This window comes from Arthrobacter sp. KKT183 (genome assembly GCF_055657625.1).
In genome coordinates, this window is record NZ_CM145770.1 from 1,770,869 (window position 1) to 1,788,218 (window position 17,350).

General features: G+C 63.3%; 17 protein-coding genes. 12 read left to right on the plus strand and 5 right to left on the minus strand.

Going from position 1 to position 17,350, the window contains the following annotated elements:
- The first annotated feature begins 19 nt into the window (after positions 1–19).
- The 12 genes from ACZ2GY_RS08455 (at position 20) to ACZ2GY_RS08510 (ending at position 11,288) form a co-directional block, all read left to right on the plus strand.
- On the plus strand, positions 20–724 hold the full coding sequence (locus ACZ2GY_RS08455) for an HAD hydrolase-like protein (RefSeq protein WP_471673501.1): 705 nt from the start codon (positions 20–22) through the stop codon (positions 722–724).
- Complete coding sequence (locus ACZ2GY_RS08460; RefSeq protein ID WP_471673502.1) at positions 711–1,376, plus strand: lysophospholipid acyltransferase family protein; 666 nt, start codon at positions 711–713, stop codon at positions 1,374–1,376. The genes ACZ2GY_RS08455 and ACZ2GY_RS08460 overlap by 14 nt, the downstream gene beginning before the upstream one ends.
- A gap of 81 nt (positions 1,377–1,457) precedes the next feature.
- The gene (uvrC, locus tag ACZ2GY_RS08465) at positions 1,458–3,476 is read left to right on the plus strand and encodes an excinuclease ABC subunit UvrC (protein WP_277357188.1); all 2,019 of its coding nucleotides are present in this window, start codon (positions 1,458–1,460) and stop codon (positions 3,474–3,476) included.
- 73 nt (positions 3,477–3,549) lie between these two features.
- Positions 3,550–4,449: an RNase adapter RapZ gene (gene rapZ / locus ACZ2GY_RS08470; protein WP_277357187.1), complete on the plus strand. Its 900-nt coding sequence runs from the start codon at positions 3,550–3,552 to the stop codon at positions 4,447–4,449.
- Positions 4,449–5,480 (plus strand): gluconeogenesis factor YvcK family protein, encoded by a 1,032-nt coding sequence (locus ACZ2GY_RS08475; RefSeq protein ID WP_277357186.1) that lies wholly within the window; start codon positions 4,449–4,451, stop codon positions 5,478–5,480. Before rapZ ends, ACZ2GY_RS08475 begins: the two co-directional genes overlap by 1 nt.
- A 10-nt stretch (positions 5,481–5,490) precedes the next feature.
- Complete coding sequence (gene whiA / locus ACZ2GY_RS08480) at positions 5,491–6,471, plus strand: DNA-binding protein WhiA (protein WP_056547553.1); 981 nt, start codon at positions 5,491–5,493, stop codon at positions 6,469–6,471.
- Positions 6,472–6,588: 117 nt separating this feature from the next.
- Positions 6,589–7,215, plus strand: a complete 627-nt coding sequence (locus tag ACZ2GY_RS08485) for a superoxide dismutase (protein WP_056547556.1) — start codon at positions 6,589–6,591, stop codon at positions 7,213–7,215.
- 217 nt (positions 7,216–7,432) lie between these two features.
- Positions 7,433–8,443, plus strand: a complete 1,011-nt coding sequence (gap, locus tag ACZ2GY_RS08490) for a type I glyceraldehyde-3-phosphate dehydrogenase (RefSeq protein WP_277357185.1) — start codon at positions 7,433–7,435, stop codon at positions 8,441–8,443.
- 7 nt (positions 8,444–8,450) lie between these two features.
- Positions 8,451–9,698 carry a phosphoglycerate kinase gene (locus tag ACZ2GY_RS08495; protein WP_471673503.1) on the plus strand — a complete coding sequence of 416 codons (1,248 nt, stop codon included), beginning with the start codon at positions 8,451–8,453 and terminating at the stop codon, positions 9,696–9,698.
- Between the two features lie 38 nt (positions 9,699–9,736).
- Positions 9,737–10,552, plus strand: coding sequence for a triose-phosphate isomerase (tpiA, locus tag ACZ2GY_RS08500; protein WP_277357183.1), 816 nt, complete (start codon positions 9,737–9,739; stop codon positions 10,550–10,552).
- A gap of 20 nt (positions 10,553–10,572) precedes the next feature.
- Positions 10,573–10,824 carry a preprotein translocase subunit SecG gene (secG, locus tag ACZ2GY_RS08505; protein ID WP_026543639.1) on the plus strand — a complete coding sequence of 84 codons (252 nt, stop codon included), beginning with the start codon at positions 10,573–10,575 and terminating at the stop codon, positions 10,822–10,824.
- Between the two features lie 89 nt (positions 10,825–10,913).
- On the plus strand, positions 10,914–11,288 hold the full coding sequence (locus ACZ2GY_RS08510) for an RNA polymerase-binding protein RbpA (RefSeq protein WP_471673505.1): 375 nt from the start codon (positions 10,914–10,916) through the stop codon (positions 11,286–11,288).
- Here ACZ2GY_RS08510 and pgl read toward each other — a convergent pair.
- Genes pgl through tal form a run of 5 tightly spaced genes read right to left on the minus strand, consistent with a single transcriptional unit; the run spans position 11,285 to position 17,320 of the window.
- Entirely contained in the window at positions 11,285–12,094 is an 810-nt protein-coding gene (pgl, locus tag ACZ2GY_RS08515; RefSeq protein ID WP_471673506.1) for a 6-phosphogluconolactonase, read from the minus strand. The two genes, ACZ2GY_RS08510 and pgl, sit on opposite strands and share 4 nt — an antisense overlap.
- The gene (locus ACZ2GY_RS08520; RefSeq protein ID WP_346028288.1) at positions 12,084–13,025 is read right to left on the minus strand and encodes a glucose-6-phosphate dehydrogenase assembly protein OpcA; all 942 of its coding nucleotides are present in this window, start codon (positions 13,023–13,025) and stop codon (positions 12,084–12,086) included. The genes pgl and ACZ2GY_RS08520 overlap by 11 nt, the downstream gene beginning before the upstream one ends.
- The gene (gene zwf, locus ACZ2GY_RS08525) at positions 13,022–14,563 is read right to left on the minus strand and encodes a glucose-6-phosphate dehydrogenase (protein ID WP_277357179.1); all 1,542 of its coding nucleotides are present in this window, start codon (positions 14,561–14,563) and stop codon (positions 13,022–13,024) included. Before zwf ends, ACZ2GY_RS08520 begins: the two co-directional genes overlap by 4 nt.
- The gene (locus tag ACZ2GY_RS08530; RefSeq protein WP_471673507.1) at positions 14,564–16,201 is read right to left on the minus strand and encodes a glucose-6-phosphate isomerase; all 1,638 of its coding nucleotides are present in this window, start codon (positions 16,199–16,201) and stop codon (positions 14,564–14,566) included.
- Between the two features lie 6 nt (positions 16,202–16,207).
- Complete coding sequence (gene tal, locus ACZ2GY_RS08535; RefSeq protein ID WP_277357177.1) at positions 16,208–17,320, minus strand: transaldolase; 1,113 nt, start codon at positions 17,318–17,320, stop codon at positions 16,208–16,210.
- Positions 17,321–17,350 lie beyond the last annotated feature (30 nt).

Consider the following 17,350-nt stretch of genomic DNA (forward strand, 5'->3'; position numbering starts at 1 on the left):
GTTATGGGAAACTTGCCCCGTGAAGAATACGCGCCTGCTCGTTCTGTTTGACCTGGACGGCACGCTGGTGGACCCGGAGGGCGCAATCACCGGTGGGATCGCCGGGGCGCTGGGTAAGCTCGGCCTGCCGGTGCCTGGCCCGGCGGATATGCGTCGGATGGTCGGGCCGGCGCTGGTGCGCTCGCTCGTTGACATAGCGAAGGTCCCCGAGAACCGCGTGGACGAGGTGATTTCTCTCTATCGCGCCGCCTATCGCGCCCACGGAATGGCGCAGAGCAGGCCGTATCCGGGCGTAGCGGATGCGGTCGCGGAACTCCTAAACCGCGGGCATCTGGTAGCCGTCGCCACGCAGAAACCCGAAACGCTTGCCCGCGAGCTCCTCGAAGTCCAGGAAATGGCAAACCTTTTCGCGTCCATCCACGGCTCACCGGACAACGAGCTGGCGGCCGCTGCGCTGGACGGCAAGCGAACCATCATTGCGGAGGCACTCGCCAGGCATCAGGGCAACTTCGACCGTGCGCTTATGGTCGGTGACCGCGTGCATGACATTGAAGGCGCAGCAGCTAACGGCTTGGACTGCATCGCCGTCGCGTGGGGATTCGGCAGCGAACGGGAGTTTGAGGCAGCCGGGCCCGCCGCGATCGTGTCCACGGCGGGCAGTCTGCTCGAACACATCCTTGCGTACGCGGAGCCGGCCCGGGCGGTGACCCGTGGGCGTCTATGACCTCACGCGCAGCAGCACCCGCGGCCTGATCGCCGGTTTGTGCCGGCCCACCGTCCAAGGACTTGAGAACGTACCGCCCGGGGGTGGGTTCATCGTCGCCCCCAACCACCTGTCATTTCTCGACAGCGTCCTGGTGCAGGCCCTCATGCCGCGTCCCGTGGCGTTCTTCGCCAAAGCGGAGTACTTCACAGGCACCGGCATGAAAGGCGCGCTGATGCGCTCGTTCTTTGAGGGAGTCGGATCGATTCCCGTCCAGCGGGGCCAACAGGCAGCAAGCGTCCAGGCGCTCAAGACCCTGCTCGGCATGCTGGAGGCGGGAGACGGCGTCGGCATTTACCCGGAAGGGACACGATCCCGCGATGGACTGCTGTACCGGGGGAGGACCGGCGTGGGGTGGCTCGCGCTCACCACCGGTGCGCCGGTGGTGCCGGTGGGGCTGCTCGGTACGGATCGGCTCCAGCCGGCGGGCAGCCGCTGGATCCGTCCACAACACTTCACCATGAAGATCGGCAAGCCGCTGTATTTCGAGCGGACAGGCCCGGACCACTCCCTGCCTGCACGCAGGCAGGCCACCGATACGATCATGGACGCCATAGCGGTGCTGACCGGCCAGGCCAGGGCCGCCGGTTACAACGTAGGTCCGGCCGAATGACGCCCGGCTGCCCGAACACGCTCCGGCACCGACGGCTCGGTAGCCGACAGCTCAGTAGCGGCACGCCGGTAGGATATTCGGGTGGCAGATCCAGCAACGTACCGCCCGAAAGCCGGCGAGATCCCGCAGGATCCAGGGGTGTATCGGTTTCGCGACCAGCATCGGCGGGTAGTCTACGTCGGCAAGGCGAAGAACCTTCGCTCCAGGCTTAACTCCTATTTCTCGAATCCCCAGGGGTTGATGCCGCGCACCCGGGCCATGGTGCACACTGCGTCAAGTGTTGAGTGGACGGTCGTCGGCAGTGAGCTTGAGGCGCTCCAGCTGGAGTACACCTGGATCAAGGAATTCAACCCGCGCTTCAACGTGATGTTCCGGGATGACAAGTCCTACCCCTACCTGGCGGTCACGTTGGGGGAAAAGTACCCTCGAGTGCAGGTCATGCGCGGTGACCGGCGCAAGGACACCCGCTACTTCGGTCCCTTCTACCCGGCGAAAGCGATCCGCGAGACGGTCGACACCCTGCTCCGCGTCTTTCCTGTGCGCACGTGCAGCAGCGGCGTCTTCAAGCGAGCAGAACGCTCGGGCCGGCCGTGTCTGCTGGGTTACATCGACAAGTGTTCCGCCCCCTGTGTGGGACGCATCTCACCGGAAGACCACCGCGAGCTCGCGGTACAGTTCTGCGACTTCATGTCCGGACAGGCTGGACGCTTCATCCGTGAGCTCGAACAGAAGATGTCCGCGGCGGTTGCCGAACTCGATTATGAGTCGGCCGCACGTGTCCGCGATGACATCGCCGCGTTGAAGAGGGTCTTCGAACGCAACACCGTCGTACTCAGTGAAGACACGGACGCCGACGTGTTCGCCCTCGCCGAGGATGAACTCGAAGCCGCAGCCCAGGTTTTCCACGTACGCGGCGGAAGGATCCGCGGTCAGCGCGGATGGATGGTGGAAAAGGTGGAGGACATGACCACCGCAGACCTCGTTGAGCACCTCCTGCAGCAGGTGTACGGCGAGGGTAACAGCAGCAACAACCGGATTCCCCGCGAAGTACTCGTTCCGGAAATGCCGAGTAACGAGGAACAGATACGTGAATGGCTGTACCAGCTCCGTGGAGCCCGCGTGGATATCCGGGTGCCGCAGCGGGGGGACAAGGCCACTCTGCTCGGTACGGTCAGGCAGAACGCCGCCGACTCCCTCAGGCTTCACAAGAGCCGCCGTGCCGGCGACATCACCACGCGGTCTGCTGCCCTGCAGGAGTTGCAGGAAGCGCTGGATCTGCCCATGCCGCTGATGCGGATCGAATGCTTCGATATCTCGCATGTCCAGGGCACCAATGTGGTGGCGTCGATGGTCGTGGTTGAGGACGGACTGCCCCGCAAGTCCGACTACCGCAGGTTCTCCATCACCGGGGACGCCGCACGCGATGACACCTCGTCCATGTATGACGTCATCTCGCGCAGATTCCGCAACTATCTTGCCGAGAGTAACCCGCTGGATTCCCTGCCCGGAGACGGAAATGAAGACGGATACAAGGACGACGACGGCGGCAGCCCGGTGCCCGCGGATCCGAAAGCGCCAACACGCCAGAAGTTCGCCTACCCGCCCAACCTCGTGGTGGTGGACGGCGGCCAGCCACAGGTGCGAGCGGCCGCACGTGCGCTGGCAGACCTTGGAATCGACGACGTCTTCGTCATCGGCCTCGCGAAGCGGCTTGAAGAGGTCTGGCTGCCTGAGGGGGACTTTCCTGTCATCCTGCCGCGCGCTTCGGAGGGATTGTTCCTCCTCCAGCGCATCCGCGATGAGGCCCACCGGTTTGCGCTGGCGTACCACCGCCAGAAGCGTGGAAAATCAATGACGGTGTCGGTATTGGACGAGGTGCCCGGGCTCGGGCCTGCGAAACGGCGCGCCCTGTTGAAGCACTTCGGCTCGGTCCGCAAACTCAGGTCGGCAAGTGTGGAGGAACTGCAGGCGGTGCAGGGCGTCGGGCCTGCGTTGGCCGCTGTGATCCGGCATCAGCTCGCGCCCGGAAGCGGCGAAGGGGTGGACAGGACGCCCGTCGCTGCCGTGAACATGGCGACCGGCGAAATACTCGATTCTTAGTTAGGGTAGATGTGGACGCCGGCCCTGAGGCTGGCGCACCTTTGCGTGTGATGGTGGGACGGAAAACGAACATATGAACCAGACTGACGGTCTAACGCCGGTCAAACCTGCCGAATCCGAACTGCTCGTGGTTACGGGCATGTCCGGTGCCGGCCGCAGTACGGCGGCAAACGCGCTGGAAGACCACGGCTGGTACGTCGTGGAGAACCTTCCGCCGCAGATGCTGAGCACCCTCACCGAGATCGTGTCCCGTACACCGGAGTCCATACCGAAGCTCGCGGTCGTCATCGACGTCCGGAGCAAGGAACTGTTCCAGAACGTGCAGGGGTCCCTGGCAGCGCTCCGGACGGCGGGGATCACCTACCGGGTCCTGTTTCTCGATGCAGCAGACAACACCCTGGTGCGGCGTTTCGAGCAGGGACGGCGGCCGCATCCCCTCCAGGGGGACGGCCGTATCCTGGACGGCATCTCGGCGGAACGGGAGGTGCTGCAGGAACTCAAGCACGCATCGGATCTCGTGGTGGACACCACCCAGCTGAACGTGCACGCACTCGCAACCACCATCACTGAACTGTTCTCGGACTCAGGTCCGATCGTCCTGCGGTTGAACGTCATGAGCTTTGGCTTCAAGTACGGTTTGCCTGTCGACGCCAACTTCGTCGCGGATGTCCGCTTCATCCCGAACCCGCACTGGGTGCCCGTACTCCGGCCGCAGACCGGCATGGATGAACCTGTCCGGGATTATGTCCTCGAGGCGAACGGCGCGGCCGAGTTCATAGACCGGTACGTGAACGCCCTCGAGCCCGTCCTCGAGGGCTATCGCCGCGAGAATAAGCACTATGCCACGATTGCTGTCGGCTGCACAGGCGGCAAGCACCGCTCTGTTGCGGTGACCGAGGAGATTGCGCAGCGGCTTGCGCAATTGCCCCGCGTACAGGTGACCGCACACCACCGAGACCTCGGGCGGGAATAGTGGCGGTCCTCACCGGATCGCTGCCGCTGATTCCCGCCACGTCGGCCGTGCGCTCCGGCATAGGATTCCAGGAGAGCGCTCCGTCCGTCGTCGCCCTGGGCGGCGGCCACGGATTGTCGGCGTCGCTGTCGGCGCTGCGGCTCCTCACATCTGAGCTCACTGCTGTAGTGACCGTAGCGGATGACGGCGGCTCCTCCGGACGGCTGCGCCGCGAACTTGGTGTCCTCCCGCCCGGGGACCTCCGGATGGCCTTGGCAGCGCTCTGTGATGACACCGACTGGGGGAGGACCTGGCGGGATGTGATGCAGCACCGATTTGCATCCCGGGATGGAGTAGAGGGTTCGCTCGACAACCACGCACTCGGCAATCTCCTCATCGTCACGCTGTGGGAGCTGCTCGGCGACCCCGTCGCGGGCCTTCAGTGGGCAGGAGCGCTCCTCGGCGCGCGTGGACGTGTGCTGCCGATGGCCAGCGTGCCGCTGACTATCGAGGGCGATGTGTTGACAGAGGTTGACGGCGGCCTGCGGCTCCGGAGAGTGTCCGGGCAGGCACAACTCGCCATGGCGGGAAGTTCCGGGAACGTCAGCAAGGTGCGCCTGCTTCCCGAGGACGCTCCGGCTTGCGTTGATGCACTCAACGCGATCGAGTTGGCCGATTGGGTCATCCTCGGACCGGGATCCTGGTACACCTCCGTGCTTCCACACCTCCTTCTGCCCGAGCTGCGGGATGCACTCTGCACCACTACTGCTCGGCGTTGCCTGACGATGAATCTAACCAACGACACCAAGGAAACTCTCGGAATGAGCGCTGTCGATCACCTCGCGGTGATCAGGCGTTACGCGCCCGACTTCCGCATCGACGCCGTCATCGCGGACCCTTCGGTGGTTGCCGACCGCGGCGAGTTCGAAGCCGCTGTAGCAGAGATGGGCGGCCGGGCGTTCTTGGGTAAAGTAGGGTCTTCAAGCGGCGGACCGGTCCATGACGCGTTGCGCCTGGCAACGGCCTACCACGACATGTTCGGCGAATTCTAGGAGGGTGTCTGTGGCGCTGACCGCGGATGTGAAAGAGGAACTCTCGCACCTCGACGTCAAGAAATCGTCGGTACGCAAGGCTGAGGTTTCCGCACTCCTGCGTTTTGCCGGCGGCCTGCACATCATTTCCGGGCGGATCGTAATCGAGGCGGAAGTGGACCTCGCATCGACTGCGCGCAGGCTGCGCACGGCCATCGCTGACGTTTACGGGCATACCAGCGAGATCATCGTCGTCTCGGGGAACGGTCTGAGGCGGGGAAACCGCTATGTTGTTCGCGTCGTTCGGGACGGTGAATCACTTGCCCGGCAAACCGGACTGCTCGACAGCCGGGGGAGGCCGGTGCGGGGACTGCCGTCCGCCGTCGTCAACGGTTCGGCTGCTGATGCCGAGGCAGTGTGGCGCGGTGCGTTCCTTGCCCATGGTTCGCTGACCGAGCCGGGCCGGTCGTCGGCCCTGGAGGTCACCTGTCCCGGACCGGAGTCAGCACTCGCACTCGTCGGTGCCGCGCGCCGGCTCGGAATAGCAGCAAAAGCGCGGGAGGTCCGCGGGGTGGACCGCGTGGTCATCCGGGATGGCGACACGATCGCCGTCCTCCTTACCCGCATGGGCGCCCATGATGCCCTGATGGTGTGGGAGGAACGGAGGATGCGAAAGGAGGTCCGGGCCACAGCCAACCGTCTGGCCAACTTCGACGACGCCAATCTGCGGCGGTCTGCGCAGGCAGCAGTGGCGGCCGGAGCGCGGGTCGAGCGCGCGCTGGAGATCCTGGGCGAGGAAGTGCCCGATCACCTGAAGTACGCAGGCGAGCTTCGTGTCGGCCACAAACAGGCGAGCCTTGACGAGTTGGGCCGGATCGCGGATCCCCCGATGACCAAGGACGCCATCGCCGGGCGTATCCGCCGTTTGCTCGCAATGGCTGACAAGCGCGCCATCGATCTCGGAATCCCCGGAACCGAGGCCAATGTGACCGCCGACATGTTGGATGACTGAATACGTGCATAGGATGGAAGTTCAAGGGCCTCCCGCGCGCCGGCAAAGGTGCGGGGCCTAGCCTGGAGAACCGCAACAACCGGGCTTCTGCCCGGACTACAGGACCTGGAGGATTTCGTGAGCGAATACGTACTGCCCGAACTCAACTACGATTACGCGGCGCTTGAACCGCATATCTCGGCGCGGATCATGGAGCTTCACCACAGCAAGCACCATGCAGCGTACGTGAAGGGTGCCAATGATGCCCTTGCACAGCTCGCCGAGGCTCGTCAGAAGGGGGACTTCGCTAATGTTCCCAAACTGTCCAAGGATCTTGCTTTCCACACCGGCGGACACATCAACCACTCCGTTTTCTGGAACAATCTCTCGCCGGACGGCGGCGACAAGCCCGAGGGCGAGCTCGCAGCCGCAATCGATGATGCGTTTGGTTCGTTCGACGCGTTCCGCGGACACTTCAACGCAGCCGCACTGAGCCTTCAGGGTTCAGGTTGGGCGTTGCTTGCCTGGGAACCCATCGGCGGAAACCTCGTCATCGAACAGCTCTACGATCAGCAGGGCAACGTTCCCGTCGGGACCACGCCGCTGCTCATGCTGGACATGTGGGAGCACGCGTTCTACCTCGATTACGTGAACGTCAAGGCGGACTACGTCAAGGCATTCTGGAATATCGTCAACTGGGCAGATGTTGCCCGCCGCTTCGAAGGTGCCCGCGCCAACGCATCGGGTCTGATTACCCTGTCCTGATTGATTCCCGCCGCGCGTAACCTTTCCCGCCAACCCGGCGGGAAAGGGCGCCGGTGCGTAACATGGAGTGCAGTGGCCGGTCCTCGAGCGGCTAGTACACGGGAACGAACGATTTCACAACGCGCACAGTGCGGTGCAAGACATTTCAGTCGCCGGGCAGGCTCTACCTCCTGGGCAACAGCCGCCGGCAGCAACCCCTAGCAAGGAGATAGATACAGTGACTACCCGTATTGGAATCAATGGCTTCGGGCGCATTGGGCGCAACTACTTCCGCGCGGCCCTCGAACAGGGCGCCGATCTCGAAATCGTTGCCGTCAATGACCTCACCAGTCCTGAGACGCTCGCTCACCTGCTGAAGTACGACTCCGTCACCGGCCGCCTCGGAGTCAGCGTCGAAGTTTCGGACGGCGCCCTCGTGGTGGACGGCAAGACCATCAAGGTGCTGGCCGAGAGGGATCCTGCTAACCTTCCGTGGGCGGATCTCGGTGTGGACATCGTCATCGAGTCCACCGGGTTCTTCACCAAGGCCTCCGACGCCCGCAAGCACATCGACGCCGGCGCCAAAAAGGTTCTCATCTCCGCTCCCGCCTCGGACGAGGACCTCACAGTTGTACTGGGGGTCAACGACGCCCAGTACGATCCCGAGAACCACCACATCATCTCCAACGCCTCCTGCACCACCAACTGCCTGGGCCCCCTGGCGAAGGTGCTCAATGACGCCTTCGGCATCGAGCACGGTCTGATGACAACCGTCCACGCCTACACGGCGGACCAGAACCTTCAGGACGGACCGCATAAGGATCTCCGCCGCGCCCGTGCAGCAGCCATCAACATGGTGCCTACTTCCACTGGTGCCGCCAAAGCGATCGGCCTCGTGCTGCCCGAACTGAAGGGCAAGCTTGACGGCTACGCGATCCGCGTACCGGTTCCCACCGGATCGGCGACCGACCTCACTGTCACTGTCGGCCGCGAAGTGTCTGCAGAGGAAGTGAACGCGGCCTACAAGGCGGCGGCAGCCGACGGCTCGCTCAAGGGCTACCTCTCCTACACGGAGGCGCCCATCGTCTCCTCGGACATCGTGACGGATCCGGCATCGTGCATTTTTGACTCCGGCCTGACCAAGGTCATCGGCAACCAGGTCAAGGTGGTCGGCTGGTATGACAACGAGTGGGGCTACTCGAACCGCCTCGTTGATCTCACCGAAATCGTCGCGGCGAAGCTCTCCTAGGGACACTGTGAGCTATTCATCGCTGGATGATCTGCTAAAAGTTGGCGTGCGCGGGCGGCGCGTACTGGTCCGATCGGACCTGAACGTGCCGCTCGATGGCAGCCTTCCCAACCTGCGTGTGACCGACGACGGCCGGATCAGGGCCTCGCTGCCGGTTCTGCGCAGGCTGACCGAGGCCGGCGCGGCGGTGATCGTCATGGCGCACCTTGGCCGTCCCAAAGGCGCACCCGAAGAGAAGTATTCGCTGAAGCCTGCGGTGGACCGGTTGGCTGAGCTGGCGGACTTCGACGTGGCCTTCGCCGATGATGTCACCGGTGAGAGCGCGCGCTCGCGTGCCTCCAGCCTGTCCGAGGGAGCCGTACTGGTTCTGGAGAACGTCCGTTTCGATTCACGTGAGACAAGCAAGGACGATTCCGAGCGGGCAGCGTTCGCAGACGAACTCGTGCAGTTGACGGGTACCAACGGCGCCTACGTGGACGACGCCTTCGGCGCGGTACACCGGAAGCACGCGAGCGTGTATGACATCGCATCGCGTCTGCCTGCCTACCAGGGCGACCTCGTGAAGGCCGAAGTGGATGTTCTGCAGCGCCTGACCGTGGAACCGGAGCGGCCCTTCGTCGTCGTGCTCGGTGGTTCGAAAGTTTCAGACAAACTTGCCGTCATCGAAAACCTCATCGGCACAGCGGACCGGTTGTTGATCGGCGGCGGCATGGTCTTCACTTTCCTCGCTGCGCAGGGACACTCTGTCGGTGCGAGCCTGCTTGAGAAGGACCAGCTCGACACCGTACGTGGCTACCTCGCCCGCGCCGAGGAGGCCGGCACCGAATTCGTGTTACCTACCGACATCGTGGTTGCGGAGAAGTTTGCGGCCGACGCCGGCCATGAGACACGGCCCGCCGAAGCCATGGAATCAGGGCAATACGGCGCGGCGGGACTGGGACTGGATATCGGTTCCGAGTCGGGCGTTGCCTTCGCCCGCCACATTGGCCAGGCGCGCACAGTTTTCTGGAACGGGCCAATGGGCGTGTTCGAGTTCGATGCCTTCGCGGCCGGTACCAAAGCTGTGGCCCAGGCACTCGCTGATGCAACGTCGGCGGGTGCGCTCACGGTGGTTGGCGGCGGTGATTCGGCCGCGGCCGTCCGCGGCCTCGGCTTTGACGAGTCGAGCTTCAGCCACATTTCGACCGGTGGCGGCGCGAGCCTGGAATACCTTGAAGGCAAGGAACTGCCGGGCCTGACCGCTCTGCAGCGCTGACACCACTTCCGCAGACCTCTCTCTAGAACTGGAGAACCATGACTTCCTCGACGAACGGAACTTTCGACCGGCGTCCACTGATCGCCGGCAACTGGAAGATGAACCTGGACCACGTCCAGGGCATTACCCTGCTGCAGAAACTGGCATGGACGCTCGATGACGCAAAGCACGACTACTCGCGCGTGGAGGTGGCGGTGTTCCCTCCGTTCACCGACCTCCGCGGAGTCCAGACGCTTGTCAAGGGTGATGACCTCGAAATCGTCTACGGAGGCCAGGACCTTTCACCCTTCGATTCCGGCGCCTACACCGGCGACATTTCCGGTCAGTTCCTGGAGAAGCTTGGATGCGCCTACGTGCTTGTCGGCCATTCGGAGCGGCGAACCATTCATGGTGAGTCGGATGAACTCCTGAACCGAAAGGTACAGGCCGCATACCGCCACAATGTGGTTCCGGTCCTCTGCGTCGGCGAGGGGCTTGAGATTCGCCAGGCGGGGAACCACGTTGAACATACTCTCGGGCAGCTTCGCGAGGACGTCGCCGGGCTGAGCACGGAGCAGGCAGGCAATCTGGTGGTCGCCTACGAACCTGTGTGGGCCATCGGAACGGGTGAGGTTGCTGGACCAGGTGACGCACAGGAGATGTGCGCAGCCATCCGCGCGGAACTTGCCGTGATCTTCGACGAGTCAGTTGCTGCGCGGGTCCGGCTTCTCTACGGGGGTTCCGTGAAAGCATCGAATGCCGCTGCGATCCTCAAGGAGCGCGACGTCGACGGTGTGCTGGTTGGCGGAGCGAGCCTGGACGTCGATGAGTTTGCTAACATTGTCAGGTTCGAGCACCATCTGGTGACCGACTAAGGTCACGCTGAAAGGTCACCGTGGAAATTCTCCGTATCATCCTGTTGGTACTGCTGGGTATCACCAGCTTGCTGCTGACACTGCTCATCCTTCTCCACAAAGGCAGGGGCGGCGGTATGTCCGACATGTTCGGCGGCGGCATGACAACCAGCATGGGGTCTTCCGGAGTTGCTGAGCGCAACCTTAACCGCTTCACGGTTGCCCTCGGGCTCGCGTGGGGCGTGGTCATCGTTGCCCTCGGGCTGATCCAACGCTTTGCCGGGGACTCCTAGAACACCCTCCTGCTATCCCGCGTCCACCACATCAGGGCGTACACTGAACCTCGAACGCAGGTCGTGTGCGGTACTGATGGGAGAAATCCATGGTGAACGCGGGACACGCTTTTAAAGGCTCACGCATCGGTTCCGGCTACAGTCTGCCGGCATCGGGTAGGCATCTGGATGCAGAACGCGCGCAGGGTCTGGTAGACCGCACTGTCGTGAGTTACTGGTGCCTGGAAGGCCACGAGACGAGGCCCACCTTCGCAAAGTTGAGCGAAGCCGAGATTCCTGAGGTGTGGGAGTGCGGCCGTTGCGGCCGGCCCGCCGGGCGGTCACCGGGAATGGATCTCAACATCGACGGCGATGAGCCGTTCAAGAGTCACCTCCAGTATGTGAAGGAACGCCGCACAGAAGCGGAAGCAAAAAAGGTGTTGGAGAACGCGCTGGCGCAGTTACGCCAGCGCCATTCCGTCTAGCCGGCGTCAGACTCGCCGGCGTCGATCAGACGCCCAGGAAGCTGGCTTGCAGCTTCCTGATCGATCAGCCACAGGGTTTTCCGCCGTCCGCGCGCGCCCGCAGCAGGAACCTGGACAGCGCCGGCACCGGCAAGTGCGAGCCCTACTGCACCAGCCTTGTCCTGACCGGCAACTCCCAGCCAGACTTCCTCAGCCGAGTTGATGGCTTCTAGCGTGAGGCTCACCCGTTCGGGTGGGGGCTTCGGTGCATCCCGAACGCCCACCACGGTTTGGCCCTTGGTACGTATTCCCGCCATCTCGGGGAACAGCGAGGCAATATGCGCGTCGGGTCCGACGCCGAGCAGCAGTATGTCGAATTTCGGCAGACGCGGGTCCGCGAGGTGCGTGCCTGCTGTTGCTTCCTTGTCCGCAGCTTGCTGTAGGCGGGAGGCGTAATCGGCAGCTGCCTCGTCCTCGGTGCTGAAGGAGTCGGATGCACCGAATTCATGCACACGCTCGGCGGAGACGCCGATCTGGTCCAGAAGAGCCGTCCTGGCCTGAACAACATTGCGGTCCTGGTGGCCGGCCGGAAGGAAGCGCTCATCCCCCCACCAGAAATCCACAGTGGACCAGTCCACTGCCGACAGGGCAGGAGACTCGGCCACAGCGCGGAGCGCGCCAATTCCGAGTGTCCCGCCGGTGAGGACCACAGTGGCGGTTCCACGCTCGTTTTGAATATCCACGAGCCGTGTAACGAGACGCGCCGCTACTGACGCCGCCAACAATCCCGCGTCAGGGTGGATGCTGACTTTAGGTTCAGTGTTCACTGGTCCGTACGCTCCTCAAATTGGTCCGTGCGAGCCCATCGGTGATGACTTCGCCGAACACGTCATCAGGGTCAAGCCGCCGCAACTCTTCCGCGAGACAGTCTTGCAGGCTGCGACGGGGGAGGGAAATTCGCTGTACGGGTTGGTCCGGCTGGTGCAACTCCGCGACGGATCGCCGCGGACGATTGAGCTCGACATCGCCTGCGGCGCGGGACAGCACTACCCGATGCAGGCCGGTTCCAGGCTCACCGGCCTCGATAGAGACCGGTGTGTCGAGTGCCAGGGTCAGCCACGCTGCAAGCAGTACCGTACTGGGGGAGTCGGAAGCCCCTTCCACGGTAACTGCGGTGATGGGCGATCCATCGAGTTGCTCAAGAACGGCGGCGAGCTGGATCCGCCAATTCGTCAGCCTCGTCCAGGCCAAGTCGGTATCTCCAGCCTGATACGTCCGGCGGATGTTGAACAACGCCGCCGTCGGATCGGGCTCGTTTGCTGAATCGGTAATGCGACGGTGCGCGATGCTGCCGATTGAGGTTTGAGCGGCTGCTTCGGGAACACCATGCGGCCACCAGGCGACGATCGGGGCGTCAGGGAGCAGAAGCGCCGAAACGAGAGACTCGCTTTCTCCTGCCAGCTCTCCGTAACCGCGCAGGACGATCACCTCGGACGCGCCGGCGTCGCCGCCGACCCGGATCTGCGCGTCGAGCCGAGTCTGTGCGGAGTCGGTTCCCTCGGCCAGAACGATGATGCGGCAAGGATGTTCCCTGCTGGCTTCATTTGCAGCGAGGATCGCTTCTTCCTCGTGGCCGGAACGGGTGATGACCACCAGCGTCAGCACCCTGCCAAGGGCGACAACGCCGCCCTTGTCCCGCATGGTCATGATTTCCTTTGAAACCTTGGAGGTTGTTGTATCAGGTAGATCGACGATCATGGCCGCCTCCAGGTCCTTCCATCACGGGCCAGCAATTCATCAGCGGAGTCCGGACCCCAGCTGCCGGGAACGTATTTCTCGGGTGCTGAGGGGAGGGTTGACCAGTACTCTTCGAACGGATCGAGTATCTTCCACGACAGTTCCACCTCCTGGTGGCGCGGGAACAGCGGCGGTTCTCCGAGCAGCACGTCGAGGATCAGGCGTTCGTAAGCTTCCGGGCTGGATTCGGTGAAGGAGTGGCCGTAACCGAAGTCCATGGTTACGTCGCGCACCTCCATCTGCGTTCCGGGAACCTTCGAACCGAAACGGATAGTGGCGCCCTCGTCCGGCTGGACGCGAATGACTACGGCATTTTGTCCGAAATCTCCCTCCCCGTGATCGCGGAACAGAAGATTCGGTGCACGCTTGAAGACGACGGCAATCTCCGTGACCCTGCGGCCCAAGCGTTTACCGGCGCGGAGGTAGAACGGTACACCGCTCCAGCGCCGGGTATTGATGTCCAACCGGATTGCCGCGTAGGTTTCCGTCGTGGAATCGGCTGGAATACCGTCCTCGTCCAGGAAGGCGTTCACCAGTTCGCCTCCCTGCCAGCCGCCGTCGTACTGTCCCCTGGCAGAGTGGGTGGACAGATCGTCAGGCAATTTGACGGCGGCAAGAACTTTTTCCTTCTCAGCGCGTAAATCCTCCGCGTTGAATGAGATCGGTTCCTCCATAGCTGTCAGGGCCAACAGCTGGAGCAGATGGTTCTGGATGACGTCGCGCGCAGCTCCGACACCGTCGTAGTAGCCGGCCCTGCCGCCGATGCCGATGTCCTCCGCCATGGTGATCTGGACGTGGTCAACGTAGTTGGCGTTCCAGAGCGGCTCGAAGAGCTGGTTGGCGAAACGGAGAGCGAGGATGTTCTGGACGGTTTCCTTGCCAAGGTAGTGGTCAATCCGGAAAACCGCATCGGGAGGAAAGACCTGCTCAACGATCGCGTTCAGCTCACGGGCGGATTCCAGGTTGTGGCCGAACGGCTTCTCGATAACCACCCGGCGCCATTTGCCTTCCTCCGGCTGAGCGAGGCCATGCTCGGACAGCTTCTGGCACACCAGCTCGAACGCCTTGGGCGGAATGGAGAGGTAAAACGCGTGATTACCCCGGGTTCCGCGCGTTGAGTCGAGGTCCTCGACGGTCTTCTTGAGCTCTATGAAGGCGTCGTCGTCGTCGAAGTTTCCCTGAACAAACCGGATGCCGGCTGAAAGCTGTTCCCACACCGACTCGTCAAAGGGGGTTCGGGCGTACTGCTTCACCGACGTCAGAACCTCCTGGGCGAAGTCCTCATCACTCCAGTCCCGGCGTCCGAACCCCACCAGCGCGAAACTCGGAGGCAGCAGTCCGCGGTTCGCGAGGTCATAGACAGCCGGCATCAGTTTTTTGCGCGCAAGGTCACCTGTCACGCCAAACAGGACCAGCGACGACGGTCCAGCGATCCGGTTGAGGCGTCGGTCCCGTGGGTCCCGCAGTGGATTTCTGAACTTGGTGCTGTTATCAGGCATCTACCCGTTTCCGTTTTCAGCTGATCGGACGGCCAGGTGATCAATGACGTCCTGAAGCTGCCGGATGCCCGCAGGGCGGTCTGACAGGTGGAGGCGCAGGACCGGACGGTGCGCATCTTCGAGAACCTTTGCGTCTCCTGCGGCCTGGGCAGCGATCAACTCACCGAAGCTGAAGGGCCGTTCGGGAATTACCAGGTCCTCTGTAGTAGCTCCGGTTATCTGGAGGTACGCGCCCACCGGTGTTCCGCCCTTGTGGAACTGCCCGGTGGAGTGCAGGAAGCGGGGCCCCCAACCGAACGTCACCGGACGGCCGGTTGCCCGCGCCAGGGCCGGTCGGATCCTGGCCAGCGGAGCCTCAGCGATGCGGTCGAGATACGCCTGTACCGCAAGGTAGCCGTTCGGCTCCAGCGATCCGATCAATGCCTCGAGCGCTTCACCGAGCGTAGCTGCCGAGCCGAGCAGGCTTCGGCTGCCGCGAACCTCGACAGCTCCGTCCACGAAGTTCGGGGCTGCGGCCCCGGGCCGCTCGTCCAGCAGTCCGCGGGCGGCCTGCTTGGCCGCCTCCACATCCGGCTGATCGAATGGGTTGATACCCAGAAGCCTGCCGGCGACGGCGGTTGCGAATTCCCATGCCAGGAGCTGGCTGCCGAGGCTGCCTCCGACGGCGATGGCGTTCCCGGCCGGCTCGGTGTTGGAGTCGGGAGAGACCAGATGGACTGCCAGTACGTCCGGTGCACCCGAGGACAATTCAGGAGCGCCCTGTTCTGCAACAACGGGAAGGACTCCTGTTCCCAGCTTGCCGGTTGATTCGGCAATGAGCTGTTCGACCCAGTCGCCGAGGCCGATGATTCCGGACCCTTCGTCAACGAACACGATCTTGTCGCGTAGCGGTAGGGTACCGCCGAGAACTGCGCCGAGGCGCAAACCGACGTTGCCGGCGTCGTCATCGAACAGGAATTCACCGATGGATTCCGCGTCATCAAGCAAGGTGGCCACATCCGCCCCCGCGAGGCCTGAGGGCACGAGGCCGAACGCGGTGAGGGCGGAATATCGGCCTCCCACCGTCGGATCAGCGTTGAAAACGGCGCGGTAGCCGGCAGCCCGGGCGGATTCATCCAGTGGTGAGCCGGGATCAGTGACGATGATGATCCGGCTCTTGGCGTCTACTCCGGCATCAGTGAAGGCCTGCTCAAAGACCCGGCGCTGGGAGTCGGTTTCTACCGTTGAACCCGACTTCGAGGACACCACAATGGCGGTGGTCCCGATGCGCTCGGCCAGTGCCCCGCGAACCTGTGCAGGATCGGTTGAGTCGAGAACAGTCAGCTCAACCCCGGCGGACCGGGTAATGACCTCAGGCGCAAGCGACGAGCCACCCATGCCGCAGAGCACAATGTGGTTCACGCCCTCGTTTGCGAGATCGCTGCGCAGCTGCTTGATCTCCGGCAGGAGGGCGCGAGAGGCATCGATCAGGTCAACCCAGCCCAAACGGACCGATGCCTCAGACTCAGACTCAGGTCCCCACAGGGTGGAGTCCTTGGCCATGATCCGCGAAGCGACCTTCTCCTGCACGAGTTCGGGCATGGCCCGCTCGATCGCTTCAGCGGCGGCCTCGGATGCGTTGACAAAGAGGGTAGCCATGAGTGATCAGCCCTTCGCAGATTCGAGCGCGGTGGTGACTGTTTCGAGGAGTTCGCCCCAGCTGGCCACGAACTTGTCCAGACCCTCTTCCTCAAGCAGGTGGACGATTTCCTTGTAGGAGATTCCGATGTTCTCGAGCCGGTCCAGGATGTCGTTGGACTCCGCATAGGTGCCGGTGACGGTGTCGCCCGCGATCTCACCGTGGTCTGCAGTGGCTTCGAGGGTCTTCTCCGGCATGGTGTTCACAACGCCGGCGGCCACGAGACCCGTGACGTACAGCGTGTCCGGGTACGCGGGATCCTTGACGCCGGTCGAGGCCCAGAGCGGGCGCTGCGGGTGGGCACCGGCTGTTGCGAGGACCTTCCAGCGCTCGGAACTGAAGGCTTCTTCATAGACCTGGTAGGCGAGACGGGCGTTGGCAAGCCCGGCCTGGCCGCGCAGCGCCGCTGCTTCATCGGTTCCCATGGCGTCGAGGCGCTTGTCGATCTCTGCATCCACGCGCGAAACGAAGAAGGAAGCCACCGAATGGATGGTGGAGAGATCATGCCCGTTGTCCTTCGCCTGCTCAAGGCCCAGCATGAAGGCGTTGATGACTTCGCGGTAGCGCTCAAGCGAGAAGATCAGGGTCACATTGACGCTGATTCCGGCTGCGAGGGTTGCCGTGATCGCTTCGAGGCCTTCAACGGTGGCGGGGATCTTGATGTGGACGTTGCTGCGGCCCACCGCATCGAACAGGTGCCGGGCCTCGGCGATGGTGCCCGCCGTATCGCGGGCAAGCCGGGGATCAACTTCGATGGACACGCGTCCGTCGACTCCGCCCGTCTTCTCAGCGACCGGGGCAAAGATGTCGCACGCCTGGGCTACATCGGTAGTGGTGATTTCGAAGACGGCAGTGTCGACGTCCGCGCCGGATGCAGCAAGCTGCTTGACCTGCGCTGAGTAGGACTCGCCGTTCTTAAGCGCTGCGGCGAAGATGCTCGGGTTGGTAGTGACCCCGACGACGTCGCGGTCTGCGATAAGCGCCTTCAGGGTTCCAGTGGTGATCCGCTCACGGGAGAGGTCATCCAGCCAGATGGACACGCCGGCTTCGGAAAGTGCGGCGGTAGGGGTGGGAGTCATTGCGTTTTCTCCTTGATCCAGGGTGGATTG